This window comes from Streptomyces sp. NPDC056231 (assembly GCF_048270745.1).
Classification (GTDB): Bacteria; Actinomycetota; Actinomycetes; order Streptomycetales; family Streptomycetaceae; genus Streptomyces.
Window position 1 is genome coordinate 31,155 of sequence record NZ_JBLVKW010000057.1, and the last position, 23,217, is coordinate 54,371.

At 71.5% G+C, this 23,217-nt stretch carries 19 protein-coding genes, 1 pseudogene and 1 riboswitch; of the genes and pseudogenes, 14 read left to right on the forward strand and 6 right to left on the reverse strand.

What is annotated here, in order from left to right:
* Positions 1–164: 164 nt before the first annotated feature.
* Together ACNPQM_RS31665 and ACNPQM_RS31670 are read right to left on the reverse strand one after the other, a co-directional pair.
* The gene (locus tag ACNPQM_RS31665) at positions 165–1,292 is read right to left on the reverse strand and encodes an alpha/beta hydrolase (RefSeq protein ID WP_418086653.1); all 1,128 of its coding nucleotides are present in this window, start codon (positions 1,290–1,292) and stop codon (positions 165–167) included.
* A gap of 74 nt (positions 1,293–1,366) precedes the next feature.
* Complete coding sequence (locus ACNPQM_RS31670; RefSeq protein ID WP_418086654.1) at positions 1,367–2,071, reverse strand: class II aldolase/adducin family protein; 705 nt, start codon at positions 2,069–2,071, stop codon at positions 1,367–1,369.
* A 282-nt stretch (positions 2,072–2,353) separates the two neighbouring features.
* On the opposite strand from ACNPQM_RS31670, the gene ACNPQM_RS31675 reads away from it, so the two are divergent.
* The 8 genes and pseudogenes from ACNPQM_RS31675 to cobC all read left to right on the forward strand — a co-directional run bounded on the left by ACNPQM_RS31675 (position 2,354) and on the right by cobC (position 12,643).
* The gene (locus tag ACNPQM_RS31675; protein ID WP_358860886.1) at positions 2,354–3,640 is read left to right on the forward strand and encodes an inorganic phosphate transporter; all 1,287 of its coding nucleotides are present in this window, start codon (positions 2,354–2,356) and stop codon (positions 3,638–3,640) included.
* Positions 3,641–3,652: 12 nt separating this feature from the next.
* Complete coding sequence (locus ACNPQM_RS31680; protein WP_358860885.1) at positions 3,653–3,886, forward strand: hypothetical protein; 234 nt, start codon at positions 3,653–3,655, stop codon at positions 3,884–3,886.
* A 152-nt stretch (positions 3,887–4,038) separates the two neighbouring features.
* Positions 4,039–4,170, forward strand: a riboswitch (cobalamin riboswitch).
* A gap of 147 nt (positions 4,171–4,317) precedes the next feature.
* Positions 4,318–5,298, forward strand: a complete 981-nt coding sequence (locus tag ACNPQM_RS31685; RefSeq protein ID WP_418086655.1) for a cobalamin biosynthesis protein — start codon at positions 4,318–4,320, stop codon at positions 5,296–5,298.
* Positions 5,295–6,854, forward strand: coding sequence for a cobyric acid synthase (locus tag ACNPQM_RS31690; RefSeq protein WP_418086656.1), 1,560 nt, complete (start codon positions 5,295–5,297; stop codon positions 6,852–6,854). The genes ACNPQM_RS31685 and ACNPQM_RS31690 overlap by 4 nt, the downstream gene beginning before the upstream one ends.
* A 175-nt stretch (positions 6,855–7,029) precedes the next feature.
* Complete coding sequence (locus ACNPQM_RS31695) at positions 7,030–9,045, forward strand: putative cobaltochelatase (RefSeq protein ID WP_418086657.1); 2,016 nt, start codon at positions 7,030–7,032, stop codon at positions 9,043–9,045.
* The gene (cobO, locus tag ACNPQM_RS31700; RefSeq protein ID WP_358860882.1) at positions 9,045–9,653 is read left to right on the forward strand and encodes a cob(I)yrinic acid a,c-diamide adenosyltransferase; all 609 of its coding nucleotides are present in this window, start codon (positions 9,045–9,047) and stop codon (positions 9,651–9,653) included. Before ACNPQM_RS31695 ends, cobO begins: the two co-directional genes overlap by 1 nt.
* Positions 9,647–11,041: a cobyrinate a,c-diamide synthase gene (locus ACNPQM_RS31705; protein ID WP_418086658.1), complete on the forward strand. Its 1,395-nt coding sequence runs from the start codon at positions 9,647–9,649 to the stop codon at positions 11,039–11,041. The genes cobO and ACNPQM_RS31705 overlap by 7 nt, the downstream gene beginning before the upstream one ends.
* Positions 11,038–12,643: pseudogene (cobC, locus tag ACNPQM_RS31710) on the forward strand (Rv2231c family pyridoxal phosphate-dependent protein CobC). The gene ACNPQM_RS31705 and the pseudogene cobC overlap by 4 nt, the downstream one beginning before the upstream one ends.
* An 84-nt stretch (positions 12,644–12,727) precedes the next feature.
* Here cobC and ACNPQM_RS31715 read toward each other — a convergent pair.
* Both ACNPQM_RS31715 and ACNPQM_RS31720 read right to left on the reverse strand, forming a co-directional pair.
* Complete coding sequence (locus tag ACNPQM_RS31715; RefSeq protein ID WP_418086659.1) at positions 12,728–13,684, reverse strand: SCO1860 family LAETG-anchored protein; 957 nt, start codon at positions 13,682–13,684, stop codon at positions 12,728–12,730.
* Between the two features lie 299 nt (positions 13,685–13,983).
* Positions 13,984–15,060, reverse strand: coding sequence for an amidohydrolase family protein (locus ACNPQM_RS31720; protein WP_358860918.1), 1,077 nt, complete (start codon positions 15,058–15,060; stop codon positions 13,984–13,986).
* Positions 15,061–15,187: 127 nt separating this feature from the next.
* Between ACNPQM_RS31720 and ACNPQM_RS31725 the strand changes: the two genes are divergently transcribed.
* The 6 genes from ACNPQM_RS31725 (at position 15,188) to ACNPQM_RS31750 (ending at position 20,961) form a co-directional block, all read left to right on the forward strand.
* The gene (locus ACNPQM_RS31725; RefSeq protein WP_418086660.1) at positions 15,188–16,294 is read left to right on the forward strand and encodes a pyridoxal-phosphate-dependent aminotransferase family protein; all 1,107 of its coding nucleotides are present in this window, start codon (positions 15,188–15,190) and stop codon (positions 16,292–16,294) included.
* A 353-nt stretch (positions 16,295–16,647) separates the two neighbouring features.
* On the forward strand, positions 16,648–17,178 hold the full coding sequence (gene ectA, locus ACNPQM_RS31730) for a diaminobutyrate acetyltransferase (RefSeq protein WP_358860878.1): 531 nt from the start codon (positions 16,648–16,650) through the stop codon (positions 17,176–17,178).
* Between the two features lie 51 nt (positions 17,179–17,229).
* The gene (ectB, locus tag ACNPQM_RS31735) at positions 17,230–18,498 is read left to right on the forward strand and encodes a diaminobutyrate--2-oxoglutarate transaminase (RefSeq protein ID WP_418086661.1); all 1,269 of its coding nucleotides are present in this window, start codon (positions 17,230–17,232) and stop codon (positions 18,496–18,498) included.
* A 55-nt stretch (positions 18,499–18,553) separates the two neighbouring features.
* Positions 18,554–18,952, forward strand: a complete 399-nt coding sequence (locus ACNPQM_RS31740) for an ectoine synthase (RefSeq protein WP_358860876.1) — start codon at positions 18,554–18,556, stop codon at positions 18,950–18,952.
* A 3-nt stretch (positions 18,953–18,955) separates the two neighbouring features.
* Positions 18,956–19,849, forward strand: coding sequence for an ectoine hydroxylase (thpD, locus tag ACNPQM_RS31745; RefSeq protein ID WP_358860875.1), 894 nt, complete (start codon positions 18,956–18,958; stop codon positions 19,847–19,849).
* A 95-nt stretch (positions 19,850–19,944) separates the two neighbouring features.
* The gene (locus tag ACNPQM_RS31750) at positions 19,945–20,961 is read left to right on the forward strand and encodes a VOC family protein (RefSeq protein WP_418086662.1); all 1,017 of its coding nucleotides are present in this window, start codon (positions 19,945–19,947) and stop codon (positions 20,959–20,961) included.
* Between the two features lie 53 nt (positions 20,962–21,014).
* On the opposite strand, the gene ACNPQM_RS31755 is transcribed toward ACNPQM_RS31750, so the two are convergent.
* Both ACNPQM_RS31755 and ACNPQM_RS31760 read right to left on the reverse strand, forming a co-directional pair.
* Positions 21,015–22,076: an aminotransferase class V-fold PLP-dependent enzyme gene (locus ACNPQM_RS31755; protein WP_418086663.1), complete on the reverse strand. Its 1,062-nt coding sequence runs from the start codon at positions 22,074–22,076 to the stop codon at positions 21,015–21,017.
* A gap of 101 nt (positions 22,077–22,177) precedes the next feature.
* A complete protein-coding gene (locus ACNPQM_RS31760) occupies positions 22,178–22,897 on the reverse strand; it encodes a DsbA family oxidoreductase (protein WP_358860872.1) in 720 nt (239 codons plus the stop codon).
* Between the last annotated feature and the right edge of the window lie 320 nt (positions 22,898–23,217).

Sequence of the window (23,217 nt, forward strand, 5' to 3'; positions counted from 1 at the left end):
GGGTCGCGGGCGGACAAGTCGCAGCCTGGAGTCGCGCGGGGTACGGGACGTCACGGGGAGCAGTCTTGCCCCTGACGGCCCGAAAGCCCAAACGGAACCCGGATTCGCGGCGGAAGGGGGCTGCGGGCCCGGACGGCACCAACCCGCCCGTCCCTCGCATCAGCTCACATCAGGGGCGTGAGGAAACGCCGCAGCGCCTCTTCATAGCGGACCGGATCGGCATTCCACATCGCCGCATGCGGAGCCTGCGGTACGGGATGCAGGGCGACCAGGTCGGGACGGCGCTCGGCGAGCTCCCGGCTCGGCTGCCACGGGGCCAAGGTGTCGGCGGGGCCGTGGAAGATCAGCGTCGGGGCGTGCAGGGCCTGCGGGAGGGAGGCGTCGAGGAGCCGGGAGCCGCGCAGACCGGTCTGGCCCTGGGCGGCGCGCAGGGCGAGCGGCAGCAGCGGGGACGGGACGCCGCGGGCGATGGCCAGAGCGCGCAGGGTGGCGGCCCAGTCGAGCACCGGGGAGTCCAGGACGAGGCCGCAGATCCGCCCGCGGAGCGCGGAGTTGACGGCCGCGTGCAGAGCCATGGAGGCGCCGGTGGACCAGCCGTGCAGGACGACCTTCTCGGCGCCGTACCGCACGGCGAAGCGGACGGCCGCGTCCAAGTCGCGCCATTCGGACTCGCCGAGGTGGGCCAGTCCGTCCGGGGAGCGCGGGGCTCCGGGGTCGCCGCGGTATGCCAGGCCGAGGACCGGCAGCCGCAGCCCGTGCAGGAACTCCATGATGTTCATGGGGTGTTCGCGGGTGGTGCCGAGGCCGTGCACGGTGATGACCCAGGTGTCCCGGGGGCCGGGCACGAACCAGGCGGGCAGGACGCCGAGCTCACCGGGGATCTCGACGTCCTCGTGGTCGAGGCCGAGGGCCGTGCCGGGGTCGCCGCTGTACAGCGCGGGGGTGATCCGGACCTGGGCGCCGGGTTCCAGGCTGCCGTCATTGACACGTTCCAGTCTGCGTACGACGGCGTCGGGGGCGTGCGATGCCTGCTCGATCACCGGGCCGACGACGGCCTGGACGCCGTCGCCCACCAGTCCGTACGTACCGGGCCGGAGCGCGGCGAAGGAGCGGGTCAGTGTGACCTGCCCGGCCGCCGTGGCGTGCACGGTGAGCTGCCGGTCGGCGGGGAGCGGACGTCCGGACGGCGCCCTCAGGGCGGCGCTGCTGGCGTACCGGCCGGCGACGACCGCTGCCGCGCCGACGCCGAGGAGGGTGGTGACGGCTGCTGCCGCCGCTGTTGCCGGGCGCACTGCTTCAGTCTCGGGGGGTGTGCCGCGCCCTGCCAGTGGACAGGGGCCGTCCGGTGGCTCGCCGGTGCTCCCGGTCAGCCGGGTTGCCCGTACCCCTTCAGAGCGTCCTGCACGTCACGCAGCTGAGCGAGGGAGAGCAGGGACGGGGTGTGGCCTGGTACGGAGCTTGCGGTGAGCCAGAGCCTGCACATCCATTCCAGCTGGGCGGTGCGGTCGTAGGCCTGGTCGAGGGTCGATCCATAGGTGACGGTTCCGTGGTTGCGGAGCAGACAGCCCGTGCGGTCACGCAGGGCGGCCAGCATGTGCTCGGCCAGCTCCTGGGTTCCGTAGCGCGCATAGGCCGCGGTGCGGACGGGGCCACCGAGCATGGCGGCGGCGTAGTGCACCAGCGGGACCTCGGGGACGAGGGTGGAGACGGCCGTGGCGTGCACGGCGTGGGTGTGCACGACGGCGGCGGCGTCGGTGTTGCGGTAGACCGCCAGGTGGAGCGGCAGTTCGCTGGTCGGGGCGAGGGCGCCGAGCACCTGGTTGCCGTGGAGGTCGACGGCCACGGTGTCGCCGGGGCCCAGCCGGTCGTACGGCACACCGCTCGGGGTGACCAGGACGAGGTCGCCGACCCGCGCCGACACATTGCCCGAGGTGCCGACCACCAAGCCCTCCGCAGCGGTCCTGCGGGCGGTGGCGACGACGCCGTGCCAGGCCTGCTCGATCGCGTCGCGTGCGCCGTTCGCATCGCGCCCGTTATGCCCGCTGTGCGCGTCCTTGTGATGCTCACTCATGGGGGAATCCTGCCAGCGGGGCCGGCGCGGCAGGAGACGCCGAGTGACTCACATCTCTTTTCCGGGGCTTCCGGACCTCGGATCACAGGGCGCAAAGCGAGGCGGGAGGGGCGAAATTCGGCCACGACAGGCGCCGCGCCCCACATCCACTGTCGGTGGCCCGACAAAAAGAATGGCTCAACTCCGTTTGGAGTCACCACAGAGCCCCGTCCAGTTCATCTTCCGTTCACCCAGGTTGCCTACGTTCCACGTGCCAATGACGTCGAACGATTGCCTGGGTAAATGGAACACATCACGCTGCTCCTCGCGATTGTGATCGTGACAGCTCTAGTGTTCGATTTCACGAACGGTTTCCATGACACCGCGAACGCGATGGCGACCACCATCTCGACCGGTGCCCTCAAACCCAAGACAGCGGTGGCCATGTCCGCCGCTCTCAACCTCGTCGGCGCCTTCCTGTCGGTGGAGGTCGCCAAAACGATCTCCGGCGGGATCATCAACGAGAACGGACTGCGGACAGAAGTCATCTTCGCGGCCCTCGTCGGCGCCATTCTGTGGAATCTGCTCACCTGGCTGGTCGGCCTGCCGTCCAGCTCGTCCCACGCACTCTTCGGCGGCCTGATCGGCGCCGCGGTGATGTCGGCGGGCTGGTCCTCGGTCGACGGCGGAACCGTCGTCACCAAGGTCCTGCTTCCCGCGGTCGCCGCCCCGGTCGTCGCGGGTGTCGCCGCACTGCTGGCGACCAGGCTGACGTACCGGATCGGCGGCGGGAACCGTAACGAGGCCCAGGAGAAGGCCACCGCCAAGGGCTACCGGGCCGGCCAGATCGCCTCGGCCGGTCTGGTCTCGCTCGCCCACGGCACCAACGACGCGCAGAAGACCATGGGCATCATCACCCTGGCCCTGGTCACCGGTGGCATCCTGTCCCCCGGCTCGAACCCGCCGGTCTGGGTCATCGTCTCCGCCGGTCTGGCCATCGCACTCGGCACCTACCTGGGCGGCTGGCGCATCATCCGCACCATGGGCAGCGGCCTCACCGAGCTCAAGCCGCCGCAGGGCTTCGCCGCCCAGACCAGCGCGGCCACGGTCATCCTGGCCTCCTCGCACCTCGGCTTCTCCCTCTCCACCACCCAGTCCTGCTCCGGCGCCGTGATGGGTGCGGGTCTGGGCCGCCCGGGCGGTGTGGTCCGCTGGTCCACCGCGACCCGGATGTTCGCCGCCTGGGGTCTGACCCTGCCGGCCGCGGGTCTGGTCGGCGCGGGCGCGGAGTTCCTCACCAGGCAGGGCACCTGGGGTGTCGTCGCCGTCGCCGTCCTGCTCGTCGCGGGCTCCGGAGCGATCTGGCTGCTGTCCCGGCGCAAGCCGGTCGGGCACGGCGATGTCGCGCCCACCGGTGAGGTCGCCGAGCCGGCGGGGGTCATCACCACCGCCATCGCGGCCGTCACTCCGCCGCCCGCCGGGACGGCTGCGGTCGCCACGGCAGTGGACACGACCACGGACCTCAAGACCACCATCCCGGCCCAGCCCGGAACCGTCGCCGCCGATCCGGCGCGGCCCGCCACGGTGTAAGGACAGATCACCATGAACATCGACTGGGCAGCTCTCGGCTCCGTCTTCGGCGTCTCGCTCGTCGTCACCGTCGCGCTGGTGGGCCTCTTCACCCTGGGCATCGTCGGCCTCTCCAAGCAGCCGGAACCGGCCACGCAGGGTGGCTCCACCGGAGGCTCCCTGGTGCTCGCCCGCGTGGGCGGGTACCTCTGCTTCGGGCTCTGCGCGGCTGCGGTCGCGTACGGGATCTATCTGATCGTCGCCTGAGCCCCTTCCCGCACTCCCCCATCGGGCCGGACACACCTCGCGTGTGTCCGGCCCGATGTGCGTCTGCGCACAGTGCACCGCCGCAGGTCAACGCCAGGTTGACGGGCGTTCGCGGAGCGTGGTGGACTGCCGGAGCCATTTACGGCGACAGCAGAGGAAGCCGGTGTGAATCCGGCGCGGTCCCGCCACTGTCACCGGGGAGCAGTCCCCCACACCGGAAGTCACGGCCCGCGCATGCGGGCTGGAAGGCCGGGGGAACTGCGGATCCGGGAGCCAGGAGACTCTCGCCGCCGGTCACGTCGAACCAGGGCGCGGACCCTGAGTGAGGACATATCGCCATGCCCGGCTGCCGTGCGTCCGCCGTTTCTGTGCCGCCCTCACCAGGAGCAGGCTGTACCGAGGTCCTTCGAGGCAGCGCGGCCGGCTGAGCCGTGCGAGCCGACCGCATCTTCGCGTACGGCGCCGCCGCCGGCCTGATCGGCGATCTGCTGCTCGGTGATCCCCGCCGGGGGCATCCGGTCGCCGCCTTCGGGCGGGCCGCGGCGGGCGTCGAACGGCGCCTGTGGCGCGACCACCGCGGGTGGGGCGCCCTGCACACCCTGGTCTGCGCCGGAGGCGCTGCCGGTGGAGCCGCGCTGGCCGCCCGTACCGTACGCCGTCATCCCGCCGCCTCCGTCGCCCTGACCGCGGCCGCCACCTGGTCCGTCGTCGGCGGCACCTCGCTGGGTCGCGAGGCGCGCGCCATCGGCGGCGCGCTCGCCGCCGGTGACATCGAGCTGGCCCGGGAGCGCCTCCCCCATCTGTGCGGGCGCGACCCGCACTCCCTCGACGGGCCGCAGATCGCGCGCGCCGTGGTGGAGTCCGTGGCCGAGAACACCTCGGACGCGGTGGTGGGTGCCCTCGTGTGGGGCGCGCTGGGTGGCGTGCCCGGACTCGTCGCCTTCCGCGCCGTCAACACCCTCGACGCGATGGTCGGGCACAAGTCGCCCCGCCATCTGCGCTACGGCTGGGCCTCGGCCCGCCTGGACGACGTCGCGGGCTGGCCCGGCGCCCGGCTCACCGCCGCGCTCGCCGTGGTTGCCGGGGGGCAGCCACGTCGAGCGCTGCAGGCCTGGCGGGCGGACGCGGGCAGGCATCCGAGCCCCAACGCGGGCCCGGTGGAAGCCTCGTTCGCGGGGGCGCTCGGCGTACGGCTCGGCGGGACCCTCGCGTACGGCGGGCGTGTCGAGCACCGGCCGGTACTGAACGGCGCGACCGGCCGTGCGGTGGAGACCGGGGACATCGAGCGCGCGGTGCGGCTGTCGCGCCGCGTGGGAGTACTGGCCCTCGGCGTGTGCGCGGCGGGCCGGCTGATCGCGGGACGGTGGTCGCCCTCGGGGCGGCGTGCGGCTGCGGGACGGAGCGGGAAATGAGCGGCGGACTGCTGGTCGCCGGAACCACGTCGGACGCGGGCAAGAGCGTCGTCACCGCAGGCATCTGCCGGTGGCTGGTGCGCCAGGGCGTGAAGGTCGCGCCGTTCAAGGCGCAGAACATGTCGCTGAACTCGTTCGTCACCCGCGAGGGTGCGGAGATCGGACGCGCGCAGGCGATGCAGGCGCAGGCCGCCCGGGTGGAACCGACCGCGCTGATGAACCCGGTGCTGCTCAAGCCCGGCGGCGACCGGTCCAGTCAGGTCGTCCTGATGGGCAGGCCGGTGGGCGAGATGAGCGCGCGCGGTTACCACGGGGGGCGACAGGAATCTCTGTTCGGTACGGTCGTGGACTGTCTGGAGCAGCTTCGGGGCACCTATGACGCCGTGATCTGCGAGGGGGCGGGCAGCCCGGCCGAGATCAATCTGCGGCGCACCGACATCGTGAACATGGGGATCGCGCGGGCCGCGGGGTTCCCCGTCATCGTCGTCGGTGACATCGACCGCGGTGGCGTCTTCGCCTCGTTCTTCGGCACGACGGCGCTGCTCAGCGCCGAGGACCAGGCGCTGGTCGCCGGCTATCTGGTCAACAAGTTCCGCGGCGACGTGTCGCTCCTGGAGCCGGGTCTCGACATGCTGCACGGGCTGACCGGGCGGCGGACGTACGGAGTTCTGCCGTTCGCCCACGGCCTGGGCATCGACGAGGAGGACGGGCTGCGGGTCTCGCTCCGCGGTGCCGTACGCGAGTCGGTCGTCGCACCGCCGCACGGCGAGGACGTGCTGCGGGTCGCGGTGTGCGCCGTGCCGCTGATGTCGAACTTCACCGATGTGGACGCGCTGGCCGCCGAACCGGGTGTCGTGGTGCGGTTCGTGGACCGGGCGGAGGAGCTGGCCGACGCGGATCTGGTGATCGTGCCGGGCACGCGCGGGACGGTGAAGGCGCTGGCCTGGCTGCGGGAGCGGGGGCTGGCCGACGCGCTGCTGCGACGGGCGGCGCAGGGGCGTCCGGTGCTCGGCATCTGTGGCGGGTTCCAGGTGCTCGCGGAGCAGATCGAGGACGAGGTGGAGTCGCGGGCGGGGCGGGTCGACGGGCTCGGACTGCTGCCGGTGCGGATCCGGTTCGACCGCGAGAAGACCCTTGCCCGGCCGGTCGGTACGGCGCTCGGGGAGCCGGTGGAGGGGTACGAGATCCACCACGGGGTCGCCGATGTGCGGGGCGGCGAGCCGTTCCTGGACGGGTGCCGGGTCGGCGCGGTGTGGGGGACGCACTGGCACGGGTCGCTGGAGAGCGATGCGTTCCGGCGGCGGTTCCTGAGCGAGGTCGCGCGGACGGCGGGGCGGCGGTTCGTGGCCGCACCCGACACGAGTTTCGGGGCGTTGCGGGAGGAACAGCTGGACCGGCTGGGGGATCTGATCGAGGAGCATGCCGATACGGGGGCGTTGATGCGGTTGATCGAGGCGGGGGTACCGGAGGGACTGCCCTTCGTGGGCCCTGGGGCGCCGGAGGTGCCGGCGGCCCGTGGGGCCGGGGTGGCCGGGGTGGCCGGGAGGTCGGCGTGAGGGGGACGCCTGCGGCGGGCTCTGTTCCCCCGTCCGCACCTTCCCGTGACCGGGTCTCCGTCCCGGGCCCCGGTCCTCAGATGCCCGACGGGCCGAGCAGTCGCCCGGAACCGCTGGACAGCGGGCCGGAACAGGTCACCGGTTCTTGGATGGATGACGTCGTCAAGGAGGCTTTGTGAGTACCCCGTATCCCTTTACTGCCATCGTCGGGCAGGACGATCTACGGCTCGGACTGTTGCTGAACGCCGTATCGCCCGCTGTCGGTGGTGTGCTCGTGCGTGGGGAGAAGGGGACCGCCAAGTCCACCGCCGTGCGGGCGCTCGCCGCGCTCATGCCCGAGGTCGATGTCGTCTCCGGATGCCGGTTCTCGTGTGACCCGGTGTCGCCCGATCCGGCGTGTCCCGATGGGCCCCACAAGGCCGGCGGCGGCGTGTCGCGGGCGGCGCGGACCGTGGAGCTGCCGGTGGGCGCCTCCGAGGACCGGCTCGTCGGGGCGCTCGACATCGAGCGGGCGCTCACCGACGGGGTCAAGGCGTTCGAGCCGGGGCTCCTCGCCGACGCGCATCGCGGAATCCTGTACGTCGACGAGGTCAACCTGCTCCATGACCACCTGGTGGATCTGCTGCTGGACGCGGCTGCCATGGGTGCCTCGTACGTGGAACGCGAAGGCGTCTCCGTACGGCATGCCGCGCGGTTCCTGCTCGTCGGAACGATGAACCCCGAAGAGGGCGAGCTGCGGCCGCAGTTGCTCGACCGGTTCGGGCTGACCGTCGAGGTCGCCGCGTCACGCGACACCGATCAGCGGGTCGAGGTCGTGCGGCGGCGGCTCGCGTACGACGACGATCCGGCCGGGTTCGCCGCCCGGTGGGCCCAGGAAGAAGGGGAGTTGCGGGAGCGGATCGCCGCCGCGCGGGCGCTCCTTCCGCACGTGGTGCTCGGGGACCGCGCGTTGCGGCAGATCGCCGCCACCTGTGCGGCCTTCGAGGTCGACGGGATGCGCGCCGACATCGTGATGGCCCGCACCGCGACCGCGCTGGCCGCGTGGGCGGGACGTACCGACGTGCTCGCCGAGGACGTCCGGCAGGCCGCCCTGCTGGCGCTCCCCCACCGGCGCCGCCGCAATCCGTTCGACGCGCCCGGTCTCGACGAGGAGAAACTCGACGACACGCTGGAGCAGAACAGCGGTGAAGGGGACGGGCGCGGGGACGACCCCGATCCGGACGGGCCGGGTGGGGGTGGACAGCCCCCGCGGGGGGACGGGCCCGACACGCCGCCGCAGCCCGAGGCGCGGAACGGCGACACGCCCGGACTGCCCTCGCAGGGACGGCCGGCCGACGGCGGCGAGCAGCAGCCCGTACGTGCTGCCGAGCCGTTCCGCACGAAGATGCTGAGCGTGCCGGGGCTCGGCGAGGGCGCGGCGGGGCGGCGGTCCCGGGCGCGTACCGAACACGGGCGTACGACCGGGGCGCGACGGCCCGAGGGGGCCCTGACCAGACTGCATCTCGCCGCGACCGTCCAGGCTGCCGCCCCGCACCAGCGTGCGCGCGGACGGTCGGGCCGGGGGTTGGTGGTGCGGCGGGATGATCTGCGCCAGGCGACCAGGGAGGGACGCGAGGGGAACCTCGTACTTTTCGTCGTGGACGCTTCCGGGTCGATGGCCGCCCGGCAGCGGATGAGCGCCGTGAAGGGTGCGGTGCTTTCGCTGCTGTTGGACGCGTACCAGCGGCGGGACAAGGTCGGCCTGATCACCTTCCGCGGCAGGGGCGCCGACGTGGCACTGCCGCCCACCTCGTCCGTGGACGCAGCCGCCGCGCGGCTGGAGACGCTGCCGACCGGTGGGCGCACCCCCCTCGCGGCCGGACTGCTGAAGGCCCATGACGTCCTGCGGGTGGAGCGGCTGCGCGATCCGTCGCGGCGGCCGCTGCTGGTCGTGGTGACGGACGGACGGGCGACCGGAGGCCCGGAGCCGGTGGACCTGGCGGCGCGGGCCGCACGGCTGCACGAGGCCGAGGGCACGGCATCCGTCGTCGTGGACTGCGAGTCGGGGGTCGTTCGGCTCGGGCTGGCCGGCTCCCTGGCCCGCGATCTCGGGGGCACTGCCGTCACGCTCGACGAGCTGCGGGCCGACTCGATCGCCGGGCTCGTCAGGGATGTTCAGGGAACCAACGGATCCAACAGGAGGGCCGCCTAATGCCGCAGGGACAGCCGACCAACGTGCCGGACGACGGGCTGACGACGCGTCAGCGCCGAAACCGTCCGCTGCTCTTCGTCCATACCGGTATCGGCAAGGGCAAGTCGACGGCCGCATTCGGGCTCGCGCTGCGCGCCTGGAACCAGGGCTGGCCGATCGGGGTGTTCCAGTTCGTCAAGTCGGCGAAGTGGAAGGTCGGGGAGGAGAACGCGCTGAAGGTCCTCGGCGCGAGCGGTGAGGGCGGCACGGTCGCCTGGCACAAGATGGGCGAGGGCTGGTCGTGGGTCCAGCGCGGCCTGCACGGTGACAACGCGGACAACGAGGAGAAGGCCCGCGAGGGCTGGGAACAGGTCAAGCGTGACCTGGCCGCCGAGACGTACAAGCTGTACGTCCTCGACGAGTTCGCGTACCCGATGCACTGGGGCTGGATCGACACCGATGAGGTGGTCGAGGTGATGCGCAACCGTCCGGGGACGCAGCATGTGGTGATCACCGGGCGCAACGCCCCGGAGAAGCTCGTCGAGGCCGCCGACCTGGTGACCGACATGTCCAAGGTGAAGCACCCGATGGACGTCGGCCAGAAGGGCCAGAGGGGCATCGAGTGGTGACCATTCCGCGACTGGTGATTGCCGCGCCGGCGTCCGGCAGCGGCAAGACCACCGTGGCGACGGGACTGATGGCGGCCTTCGCGGAGCGCGGCCTCGCCGTGTCGCCGCACAAGGTCGGGCCCGATTACATCGACCCCGGCTATCACTCGCTGGCCACCGGGCGGGCGGGGCGCAACCTCGACGCGTACATGTGCGGGCCGGAGCTGGTCGCTCCGTTGTTCGCGCACGGGGCGCGTGGGTGCGACCTGGCGATCGTCGAGGGGGTGATGGGGCTGTACGACGGGGCCTCCGGACGGGGCGAGCTGGCGTCGACCGCCCATGTCGCGAAGCTGCTGCAGGCACCGGTGGTGCTGGTCGTGGACGCGTCGTCGCAGTCGCGGTCGGTCGCCGCGCTGGTGCACGGCTTCGCCTCGTGGGATCCCGAGGTACGGATCAGCGGGGTGATCCTCAACAAGGTCGGCTCGGACCGGCACGAGTTGCTGCTGCGGGAGGCGCTGGACGAGTCCGGCGTGCCGGTGATGGGGGTGCTGCGGCGGGCCGAGCAGGTGGCCACGCCCTCGCGCCATCTGGGGCTGGTGCCGGTGGCCGAGCGGCGGGGCGACGCGCTGGCCGCCGTCGCCGCGATGGCGGCGCAGGTGCGGAGCGGGTGTGACCTGGATGCGCTGATGGCATTGGCTCGGTCGGCACCGCGGACGCCTGCCGCGTCGGGGGCGTGGGATCCGGTGGAGGCCGTGCGGCAGGCGGGCGGAGGCAGGGACGCCGACGGCGAGGGCAGCCCGCGTCGTGGCCGGCCCGTCGTCGCCGTGGCCGGAGGGCCCGCTTTCACGTTTTCCTACGCCGAGCACAGCGAGCTCCTCGCCGCCGCCGGGGCCGACGTCGTGACGTTCGATCCGTTGCGGGACGAAACGCTGCCCGAGGGCACCCGCGGGCTCGTCATCGGTGGGGGGTTCCCGGAGGTGTACGCCCCCGAGCTGTCCGCCAACGAACCGCTCCGCAAGGCCGTTGCCGATCTCGCCGGCGCCGGTGCTCCCCTTGCCGCCGAGTGTGCCGGGCTGCTCTATCTCTCGCGTTCGCTCGACGGACTACCGATGTGCGGGGTGCTCGACGCCGACGGCCGGATGTCGAAGCGGCTGACACTCGGCTACCGGGAGGCCGTGGCGCTCACCGACAGTCCGCTGGCCGCGGTCGGCACACGGCTGCGTGGGCACGAGTTCCACCGCACGGTGCTGGAGCCGGGCGCCGGCGCCTCCCCCGCCTGGGGGATGCATCTGCCGGAGCGGCGCGTGGAGGGCTTCGTGCAGCAGGGCGTCCATGCCAGCTATCTGCATACGCACTGGGCCTCGACGCCGGGCGTCGCGCGGCGGTTCGTCGACCGTGTCCGGGTGTGACCCGCTCCGTGGTTCTGCTCGTCGTCGGGGTCGGCGCGGGCCGTGGTGTGCCGGCCGGTGAAGTGCTGGAGCTCGTCTCGTGCGTACTGCACGAGGCGGGGCTTTCGCCCGGCAGCATCGTGGAGTTGGCGACCCTCGACACGAAGGCCGAGGAGCCGGGGATCGTAAGAGCGGCTGCGCGGCTGGGTGTTCCCGTGCGTGGGTACAGCGCGGCGGAACTCGCCGCGGTCGCCGTGCCGAACCCGTCGGGCGCCGTGCTCGCCGCGGTCGGTTCGGCCTCGGTCGCGGAGGCGGCGGCTCTCGTCCGCGCCGACGAACTCCTCGTACCGAAGCGGAAGTCGGTCCCACCGGGGCGGATGGGGAAGGTTACCTGTGCGGTGGCCCGGCGGGCTTCGCCCGCGCATCCGGATCCGACCGTTGCGTCGAGTGCGGTGCCGGGCACATAGTCATCCTGCCGTCGCTCCATCCCCATCGTCATGAACTCGCCCCCCACACCCTCTGGAAGTCATGCACACTCCCATTGAGAGACCCGATGTCAACCGCGCGGACGGACAGCACGATCTGCGGCACCACGGTGACGCGGAGGTCCGCGGCCTGGATCTGACCGATCTCGCCGTCAACGTACGCACCGATACGCCCCCGGCCTGGCTGAAGGAGCGAATATCCGCGTCCCTCTCCACGCTCGCCGCCTACCCGGACGGGGGCCGTGCGCGGGCCGCGGTCGCGGAACGGCACGGGCTGCCGGTGGACCGGGTCCTGCTCACGGCGGGTGCGGCGGAGGCGTTCGTGCTGATCGCGCGGACGCTGCCGGCCCGGCGGCCGGTCGTCGTGCATCCCCAGTTCACCGAGCCGGAGGCGGCGTTGCGCGCGGCCGGGCACACGGTGGGGCGGGTGCTGCTGCGCGCGGAGGACGGTTTCCGGCTGGATCCGGCGGCCGTGCCCGAGGAGGCGGATCTGGTGGTGGTCGGCAATCCGACCAACCCCACGTCGGTCCTGCATCCGACGGCCGCACTGGAGAAACTGGCGCGCCCCGGGCGGACGTTGGTGGTCGACGAGGCGTTCATGGACGCGATACCGGGCGAACGCGAGGCGCTGTGCGGACGTACGGACGTCCCGGGCCTCGTCGTGCTGCGCAGCCTCACCAAGACATGGGGGCTGGCGGGGCTGCGGATCGGTTACGTGCTGGCTTCCCCGGAGATCATCGGCGCACTCCAAGAAGCGCAGCCGCTGTGGCCGGTGTCGTCCCCCGCGCTGGCGGCGGCCGAGGCGTGCATGGAGCCGCGGGCGCTGGTGGAGGCGGCCGCCGCGGCAGACCGTATCGCGGTGGACCGGGCCCATCTGATCGCCGGGCTCATGGAGTTCGCCGAGGTGCGGGTGGCGGAGCCTGCCGAGGGGCCGTTCGTACTGGTGCGGCTGGAGCGGGCGGCGGAGGTGCGGGAGCGGCTGCGGGCGCTGGGCTTCGCGGTGCGGCGCGGCGATACGTTCCCGGGGCTCGGTCCGCAGTGGCTGCGGCTGGCCGTGCGCGACCGCGTGACGACCAACCGTTTTCTGCAGGCGCTCGATCAGGCGCTCCAGGTGCTCGCCTCCCCCAGGAACCGCTGACGGGGAGCGGCGCTCGCCCCTGCGTGAACGCCGCTCCCCATGCCCCCGATTTCCCCCTGTCCCGCCCCTCGGGCCGGGGCGGTGTCAGTCCTGGGCGCGCCTGCGTGCCACGACCGTCGCGCCCGCACCCAGCGCCAGCAGGAGCGCCGCTCCGCCCGCGAGGTACGGCGTCGCGGAGCTGCCACCGGTCTCCGCGAGGTTCGTGTCGCCCGAAGCCGGGGCGTGGTCGGTCCCGGTCTGCGGCTTCACCTCGCTGCCGGTGCTGCCACCGCCGTTGCCTCCGCCGGAGTTGCCCCCCGCGGGCGCGGTGGGCTCGACACTGGGAGCGGCTGCCTTCGGGGTCTCACAGGTCGCCTCGGCGAGCGTGACCTCGCCCTCGACGTCGGCGACATTGAGCTTGAGCGGGTTGACCGACACCCTCAGCTGCAGCGCGGTCGCCGCGGCGGTGCGTGACGTGGTCTGCGTCTTCGACAGGTCGAGGACGACCTCGCCGACGCCGGGCACCGCCACCCGTGTCGTGCCGCCCGCCGTCAGCGTGACCTTCCGGCCGAGGACCGTGACATGGCCCAGCACATTCGATTCGGCAACGGGCTGGTGACCCACTTCGCAGACAGCCTTGGAGGTGACCTTCTCGACCTCGATGAGCGAGAGCTGCGGCAGTCCGGGCACATGGACACGAGCCTTCGCCAGGTTGCTGTGGCCCTCGGCCCTGTGCTTGTCGACGGTCGCGTCCGCCGTGGCCACGTCGGCACGCAGCACGTCGACCGGGCGGCCTTGCGACACGCCGTCGAGGCGCACGCTGAGTGCGGTCTCCTCGGCGCTCGCCGGTGCGTGCACCTCGTTGAGCGTGGCCTTCAGCGGCACGTCGACCGTCTTGTTCAGGAGTGAGACGTCGAGTGCGGTGCGGAGCACGACCGCGCTCGCCTTCCCGCCGCCGGTGGTCGTGGTGGTCCCGGTGGCGTGCGCCGGGGCGGCAACCAGCAGGGCGACGGGCGCGGCGGCGACCGCCAGTGCGGCGAGGCGGAAGGTGTTGCTGTTCAAAATGGTGGAACCCCCACAAGAGACATGGAGCCACCGGCGCCGTCCATGGGGGACATCGCGGGCACCGGTGGCCTCGACTCCGTGAATCTTTTCGTACAGAGGGTGAACTGACAGTAACCCGAGGTGAGTTCACCCCAAAGGGGGTTTCCGTATCCGTATTCGAATATCCCGGCACGTGCGCCCCTCGGTGTCACCCGATCCGCTGAGCGTGTCCGAGGTGCCGGACGACTGCGCCGGGGTGCTTCAACGAGTGCGAGCGCCGTCCGGTCACTGGCTGTCAACGCACCGCCGGGGCGGCATCAGCCGATCACACGGCCGTTCAGCACCACATGGCGCGGCGCCGCCAGCACCCGTACATCCGCCCGCGGGTCCGCCTCGTACACCACCAGATCCGCCGGGGCGCCCTGCTCAAGACCCGGCCGCCCGAGCCAGGCGCGCGCACCCCAGGCCGTCGCCGAGAGCGCTTCGCGGGGCGGGATGCCCGCCGTGACCAGTTCGGCGACCTCCGCCGCCACCAGGCCATGGGCCAGCGAGCCGCCCGCGTCGGTGCCGACGAAGACCGGTACACCCGCGTCGTACGCCGCGCGCACGGTGTCGTAGCGACGCTCGTACAGCCGCCGCATATGCGCCGACCAGCGCGGGAACTTGGCTTCGCCGCCGGCCGCGAGGTCCGGGAACGTGGCGATGTTGACCAGCGTCGGGACGATCGCGACGCCGCGCTCGGCGAAGAGCGGGATGGTGTCCTCGGTCAGTCCCGTCGCATGCTCGATGCAGTCGATCCCGGCCTCGACGAGATCGACGAGGGCGTCCTCGGCGAAGCAGTGCGCGGTGACCCGGGCGCCGAGCCGGTGCGCCTCGGCGATGGCTGCCTCGACCTCGCCGCGCGGCCAGCAGGCAGCCAGGTCACCGGCGTCCCGGTCGATCCAGTCGCCGACCAGCTTGACCCAGCCGTCACCGCGCCGCGCCTCCTGCGCGACGTATGCGACGAGGTCGCCGGGCTCGATCTCATGGGCGTAGTTCCGTGTGTACCTGCGGGTCCTGGCGATATGACGTCCGGCCCGAACGATCTTGGGAAGGTCCTCGCGGTCGTCGATCCACCGGGTGTCGGAGGGCGATCCGGCGTCTCTGATGAGCAGCGTGCCGGCCTCCCGGTCGGTGAGCGCCTGCTTCTCGCTCGTGGCGGCGTCGACCGGGCCGTGGTGGTCGAGCCCCACATGGCAGTGGGCGTCCACGAGGCCCGGCAGCACCCAGCCGGTGACGGTCTCCGCCGCGTCCGCGCCGGGCGGCCGCTCGTACGAGATCCGCCCGTCGACGGCCCACAGCTCGTCCCGTACGTCGTCGGGACCGACGAGTACCCGCCCCTTCACATGCAGCACCGATTGCACCGTGTGATCTCTCATGGCAGCACTGTACGAGGCGGCCGATGGCGGCCTCGGTACTCTCGACGGAAGCGCTGTTCGTACGCCGAACCGCAGGCCGACCCGATCCGAAGAGAGCACCACCGTGACGCACCCCCTCCTCGACCTCGCCCCGCTCACCGCCGCACACTTCGCCGCCATCGAGCGGCGGGTGGCCGGCCTCCTCGCCACCGAGCAGGACGTCGTCATCATGCAGGGCGAGGCGCTGCTTCCCCTCGAAGGCTGCATCCGGGGCGGTGCCCGGCCCGGTTCGACCGCACTGAACGTGGTCACGGGGCCGTACGGTCAGACCTTCGGGAACTGGCTGCGCGACTGCGGTGCCAATGTCATCGACCTGGCGGTGCCCTTCCACACGGCGGTCACCGCCGACCAGGTCGCGCAGGCGCTCGCCGCGCACCCGGAGATCGACTTCGTCTCGCTGGTCCACGCGGAAGCCGCGACCGGCAACACCAACCCGGTCGCGGAGATCGGTGAGGTCGTCCGGGCGCACGGGGCGCTGTTCATGCTGGACGCCGTCGCCTCGGTGGGCGCCGAGCCGCTGCTGCCGGACCTGTGGGGCGTCGACCTGTGCGTGATCGGCGCACAGAAGGCGATGGGCGGCCCGGCCGGGGTGTCGGCGGTGTCGGTGAGCGAGCGCGCCTGGGAGCGGATCGCCGCCAACCCCGAAGCCCCCCGCCACTCGTATCTCTCGCTCCTGGACTGGAAGGAGCGCTGGATCGACGGCGGCCGGAAGGCGCTCCTGCACGCCCCCGCGCAGCTGGAGATGCTGGCCCTGGAGGCGTGTGTGGAGCGGATCGAGACGGAGGGGCTCAAGGCGCTGATGGCACGGCACGCGGCGGCCGCCGCGGCGACGCGGGCGGGCGCGGTGGCGCTCAGCGGCGGCCTGGCGCCGTACGTGCACGAGGCACGGGACGCGGCGCCGGTCGCCACGACGCTGCGCGCCCCGGCGGGGATCGACGCCGCCGGGCTGGTCGCCAAGGCACTCGCGGCCGACCCGTCGCTGCCGCTGATCGCGGGCGGCGGGGCGCTGTCCAAGGAGATGATCCGGGTCAATCACTACGGTGTGGACGCGACGCGGGGCGCGGTGCAGTCCTCGCTCGCGGCTCTGGGGGCGGCGCTGGCCGACGCGGGCCGGCCGGTCGACTTCGAGGCTGCCCGCAGGGCCGTTACGGAAACCTGGCCGAGCGAATAAATTCAGGAGGGTCCGCCATCCTGGATCCGGCGGCGGACCACCACGAATTCATCAATGCGGGGAGCTGTTAATTCAGAGCAGCTCCCCGCATTCTTTTGCCCGCTTTCCCGGACCCTAAACACTCAAGTTTCGGCAGCACTGATCGACACAATTCGACCACGTTTCCCAGGAGTTACGACTCTGTGACCGACTCCACATCCGGGAAAGATTTGCCGGATAAATGACGGACATATCGCCAGGAATCTTCACTGCTTCGCGCCGGGGCACGCGCCCGCGTGATAACACACGGGCCCGTCCCGCCCAACCCTCTACGTCGATGCAATTTCAGAATTTGCTGGGTAAATTCAATTCGCATGACCGCCGCGCCAGCAGATTTTGCACGTGCCCGAAGCGAATTCCTTACCATCGACACCCCGCGAGTGGAGGACGGAGCCGCGATCTGGCGTATCGCCCGCGACTCCGAGGTCCTGGACCTCAACTCCTCGTACAGCTATCTGCTGTGGTGCCGTGACTTCGCCACGACCTCCGTGGTCGCCCGCGACGAGACCGGCGAACCGGTCGCCTTCGTGACGGGATACATCCGGCCCGACCGCCCCGAGACGCTCGTCGTCTGGCAGGTGGCCGTCGACCACGGCCACCGCGGGACCGGGCTGGCCGCCAAGCTGCTGGACTCGCTGACCGCGCGGGTCGCCGCAGTGCACGGCCTGGCCTCCGTCGAGACCACCGTCACCCCGGACAACACCGCATCCGACCGGCTGTTCACCTCCTACGCACTCCGCCATGACGTGGCTCTGGAGCGTGAAGTGCTGTTCGACGGCAGGCTGTTCCCCGAGGGAACACACCAGCCGGAAGTGCTCTACCGCATCGGTCCGTTCCACGCCTGAGAGCGGCGAAGACCGCACCGCCGCCCTCCCCCCTCAAGCAGGAGATCCCCTGTGACCATCACCCCGCCTGCCCTCAGCGTCTTCGAGACCCTGGAGTCGGAGGTACGGAGCTACTGCCGCGGCTGGCCCGCCGTGTTCGACCGTGCGCAGGGCTCCCGGCTGACCGACGAAGACGGCCACACGTACCTCGACTTCTTCGCCGGTGCCGGATCCCTCAACTACGGCCACAACAACCCGGTGCTGAAGCGTGCGTTGATCGACTACATCGAGCGCGACGGCATCACCCACGGCCTCGACATGGCCACCACCGCGAAACGCTCCTTCCTGGAGACCTTCCAGAACGTGGTGCTGCGCCCGCGCGACCTTCCGTACAAGGTGATGTTCCCCGGCCCGACCGGCACCAACGCGGTCGAGGCCGCGCTGAAGCTGGCCCGCAAGGTGAAGGGACGCGAGTCGGTCGTCTCGTTCACCAACGCCTTTCACGGCATGTCGCTCGGCTCGCTCGCCGTCACCGGCAACGCCTTCAAGCGGGCCGGGGCCGGCATCCCGCTGGTGCATGGCACGCCGATGCCGTTCGACAACTATCTCGACGGCCAGGTCCCGGACTTCCTCTGGTTCGAGCGGCTCCTCGAGGACCAGGGGTCGGGTCTCAACCAGCCCGCCGCCGTGATCGTCGAGACGGTGCAGGGCGAGGGCGGCATCAATGTGGCGCGGCCCGAATGGCTGCGGGCGCTGGCCGATCTGTGCCGGCGCCGCGACATGCTGCTGATCGTCGACGACATCCAGATGGGCTGCGGCCGTACGGGCGCGTTCTTCTCGTTCGAGGAGGCCGGTATCACGCCGGACATCGTCACCCTGTCCAAGTCCATCAGCGGATACGGACTGCCCATGTCGCTCTGCCTGTTCCGCCCGGAGCTGGACATCTGGGGACCGGGCGAGCACAACGGCACCTTCCGCGGCAACAATCCCGCGTTCGTCACCGCCGCCGCCGCTCTCGACGCCTACTGGACGGACGGCCAGATGGAGAAACAGACCCTGGCCCGCGGCGAACAGATCGAGCAGGCACTGCTGGCGATCTGCGACGAACACGCCCCGCTCGGCGCTCGGTTCCGCGGCCGCGGCCTGGTCTGGGGGCTGGAGTTCACCGACACGTCGCGCGCCGCCGCGGTCTGCGCCCGCGCCTTCGAACTGGGGCTGCTGGTGGAGACCTCCGGTCCGCAGAGCGAGGTCGTGAAGCTGCTGCCGGCCCTGACCGTCACCCCCGAGGAACTGGACGAGGGCCTGCGCACGCTGGCCCGCAGCGTCCGCGAAACCGCCTGACACCCCGACGCGCAGAGACACCGAAGAGAAAAGCAGAGAAAGGCACCGACTCACCGTGATCGTCCGTTCACTCAGTGACATCGAGAACACCGACCGGCATGTGAAGGCCGCCTCCGGCACCTGGGAGAGCAAGCGCATCGTGCTCGCCAAGGAGAAGGTGGGCTTCTCGCTCCACGAAACCGTGCTGTACGCGGGCACGGAGACGTCGATGTGGTACGCGAACCACATCGAGGCCGTGTTGTGCACCGAGGGCGAGGCCGAGCTCACCAATGACGAGACCGGCGAGAAGCACTGGATCTCCCCCGGCACGATGTACCTGCTGAACGGGCACGAGCACCACACGCTGCGCCCGAAGACCGACTTCCGCTGCGTCTGCGTCTTCAACCCTCCGGTCACCGGACGGGAGGACCACGACGAGAACGGTGTCTATCCCCTGCTGACCGAGGAAGGCTGAACGATGACCATCGATGTACGCGCCGATCTGTACCCCACCCGGGGCTCGGCCGAGCTGATCACTCCTCGCCAGGACCCGGTCATCTGGTCGGCACCCGGCGCCCCGGGCCCGGTCGCCGTGAAGGACCTGCAGGGCTTCGAGCGCGACGGCTTCCTCACCGTCGACCAGCTGATCACGCCCGACGAGGTCGCCGGCTACCGGGCCGAGCTCGACCGGCTGATCGCCGATCCCGCGGTCCGGGCGGACGAGCGCTCGGTCATCGAGCCCACGTCGCAGGACGTCCGCTCGGTCTTCGAGGTCCACCGGATCAGCGAGGTCTTCGCCCGGCTGGCCGGCGACGAGCGGGTGGTGGGCCGGGCCCGCCAGATCCTCGGTTCGGACGTGTACGTCCACCAGTCGCGGATCAACGTCAAGCCGGGCTTCGGCGCTTCGGGGTTCTACTGGCACTCGGACTTCGAGACCTGGCATGCCGAGGACGGTCTGCCGCACATGCGGGCGGTGTCCGTGTCGATCGCGCTGACCGAGAACCACGACACCAACGGCGGGCTGATGATCATGCCCGGTTCGCACAAGTCGTTCCTCGGGTGCGCGGGCAGGACACCGAAGGACAACTACAAGAAGTCCCTGCGGATGCAGGAGGCCGGCACCCCGTCCGACGAGGCGCTGACCAGGATGGCCGACCGGTACGGCATCCGGCTCTTCACGGGTCCGGCTGGTTCGGCGACCTGGTTCGACTGCAACTGCATGCACGGCTCGGGGGACAACATCACCCCGTTCCCGCGCAGCAACGTCTTCATCGTCTTCAACAGTGTGGAGAACGCGGCCGAGGAACCGTTCGCGGCGCCGGCCAGGCGCCCGGAGTTCATCGGGTCACGGGACTTCTCGCCGGTGGGATGAGGCGGTGGCGCGGTGGGCGGGGACGGCTCGGACGGTCCCCGCCCACCGGCACAATCGGGTGGACCCGGCGGTCCGGCAACAGCGAGAGTGAGGCCATGACTTCACTTGTACGACACGTCACGATCGACTGCGCCGACGCCTACAGCCTCGGCAGTTTCTGGGCCGAGGTACTCGGTGCGCAGCTGTCCGACGAGGACCGGCCCGGTGATCCGGAGGCACTCGTCGAAACCCCCGGCGCCGCACTGCTGTTCATTTCGGTGCCCGAGCCCAAGGCCGGGAAGAACCGGGTCCACCTGGACATCCAGCCGCAGGACCGTACCCGTGACGAGGAGGTCGAGCGGCTGCTCGCCCTCGGCGCCACGCTCGTCGGCGACCACCGCAAGCCGAACGGCCGGGGCTGGGCGACGCTCGCCGACCCCGAGGGCAATGAGTTCTGTGTGGAGTGCAGCGCCGCGGAGAAGGCCACGCTGACCGCGACCCGGCTACCGGTCACCGCGGATGACGTGACCACCGCGGTCCAGCTCTCGCTCGCCGCGCTCCGTGAGGTTCCGGAGGATCACTGGCGGGCACCCGCCGGGACGCTGCAATGGGACTCCTGGGAGACCGTGGAGCATCTGAACGACGATCTCTTCGCGTACGCAGCCCAGTTGGGCCCGAAGAAGCCGCCGCTGGACCGTGAGGTGCCGTACCGCTGGGGAGCCGACCGCAAGGGCGGTCCGGCCAACGCGATCTTCGCCAACCCCGATGCCGGTGCGGTCGGTCTGCTGCAGACCCTGGAAGCGAGCGGGGCACTGCTGACGGCGATGGTACGGACGACCCTGGCGGATGTCCGCTCGTACCACGTGTACGGGATCTCGGACCCGGAGGGCTTCGCCGCGATGGGAATCGTGGAGACCCTGGTGCATACCCACGATGTCGTTCGGGGCCTGGACATCTCCTGGGTGCCGCCCGCCGATCTGTGCGACCGCGTACTGGCCCGGCTGTTCCCGGACGCCCCGGACGACACCGACCGGTGGACCGTACTCCTCTGGTCCACCGGCCGCGCCGAGCTGCCCGGGCGTGAGCGTGTCAGCTCGTGGAAGTGGCGGAGCGCGCCGCTGGACACGCCCTGAGGGCTGTCCAGCGGATCGGGGCGGACACACGTCAGCGCTGCGGGCCGGGGCAGTCAGCCCGCCAGCACCTCCAGCGCGCGGTCCACATCAGCCTGTGTGTTGTAGAGGTGGAACGCCGCCCGTAGATTTCCGGCCCGGTCCGAGACCGTGATCCCCGCCCGCGCCAGCGCGGGCTCCCGGCTGCCGAGCCCCGGCACAGCGACGATCGCGGTCCGGCCGGACACCGGTTCGTGACCGATCCCGGCCAGTCCGGAACGGAACCGGGCAGCGAGCGCGGTGTTGTGGGCGTGCACGGCATCGATGCCGATCTCGACCAACAACGCGAGAGAGCGCTCGGCGCCGTGGTATGCGAGGAAGGCCGGCGCCGCGTCGAAGCGGCTCGCGGTGCCGGCGAGCCGCTCGACCGGACCGTAGACGCTGCCCCAGCGGTCCTCCGCGGCCATCATGCCCGCGTAGAGAGGCAGCAGGGTCTCCTGCGCCTCCTCGGTGACCGTGAGGAACGACGTACCCCGCGGGCAGAGCAGGAACTTGAAGCCGCCGGTGACGGTGTAGTCGTACGCCCCGGCGTCCAGCGCCAGCCAGCCCGCGGACTGGGTGGCGTCGAGCAGGACCCGGGCTCCGTGCGCGGCGGCCGCCGCCCGGACCGCGTCGAGGTCGGCGAGGCGGCCGTCGGCGGACTGTACGGAGGAGAGGGCGACCAGCGAGGTCGTGGGCCGCACCGCCTCGGCCATGCCGTCCAACGGCACGTACCGCATCCGCAGATCCCCGCGGGCCGCGAACGGGCCGACGACCGAGCTGAACTCTCCCTCGGGAACCAGCACTTCGGCGCCCGGCGCCAGCGAGGCCGCGATCAGACCGACATGCACGGCGACCGAGCTGCCGGTGGCGACCCGGTCGGCGCCAACACCGACGAGCCCGGCGAACCGGGCCCTCGCCTGGTCCACCACTTCGAAGTTTCCCCCGCCGGGGACTGCACCCGCGGCGTTCTCGTCGACGAGCGCCTTCACCGCCTCGACGGTGCGGCGGGGCAGCAGCCCGCAACTGGCGGTGTTGAGATAGGTGGACTTGGGCGCAAACTCGGCGTCTACCGTCTGGGTGAACGAGGAGATCTCCATGCATCCACCCTGGATTCCCCTCAACTCATCGTCAATTGCGAAAAGTTAAGGGGAATCCCCAAGCAATTCTTATGTGTGCGGCTGGCTGCGCGGGTGCGGGGTCAGCCCTGGGCGCCGGACTGCGGGACCTCGCACGCCCCGTCGGCGTCGCAGGCCGCCGCGTCCGAGCCGATCGCAGTCAGCGGACGGTCCTTCCACGCCTGCTCCAGCGCCTGCGCGAAGACCTCGGCGGGCTGGCCGCCGGAGATCCCGTACCGCCGGTCGAGCACGAAGAACGGCACGGCGTTGGCGCCCAGCTCGGATGCCTCCTGCTCATCGGCCCGCACCTCGGCCGCATACGCCTCCGGGTCGGCGAGCACGGCACGCGCCTCGTCCGCGTCGAGTCCGGCCTCGGTGGCCAGCTCGACCAGCACCTCGGCGTCGAAGACAGACCGCTCCTCGGCGAAGTTGGCCTTGTAGGCGAGCGTCAGCAGCTCGTCCTGGCGGCCGCGGGCCTTGGCGAGGTGGAGCAGCCGATGAATGTCGAAGGTGTTGCCGTGGTCGCGCCCCTCGGTCCGGTAGCCGAGCCCCTCGGACTGCGCGTTGGCCGCGACGTTCGCCTCCATGGCCTGCGCTTCCTCACGCGTACGCCCGTACTTCTGCGCCAGCATGTCGATCACCTGCTGGGTGTCGCCCTTGGCCCGGCCCGGGTCGAGCTCGAAGGACCGGTGCACGACCTCCACCTCGTCGCGATGGGCGAACCCCGCCAGCCCCTTCTCGAACCTGGCCTTGCCGATGTAGCACCAGGGGCAGGCGATGTCGCTCCAGATCTCGACGCGCATGACTCTTCTTCTCTCCAGGATGTCGGGGCGGACCGCGGGGTGCCCACGGCAGCGCGGAGGCACCCTCCGCGCCCCTGGTGAACGCCGGCACGGACCCGGTCATTCCCGCGTGTGCCGCGCGGAGCGTGTCGAGGAGTACCGTGCGGGGTGCCCCGGCGGGTTCGGGCCCCCGGGCTGACCGGTTCCGTCCTCAATCGCCGGACAGGCTTGATTTTCGGCGCCGTGCCCCCGGGGGCGCCGCCGCGCTGTCCGGTGGTGGGGCGGGTGGGGCCCCTCCGGGGCGTCTCCTCGGGACTGGCGCGGAAACCGGCACCGCGGAC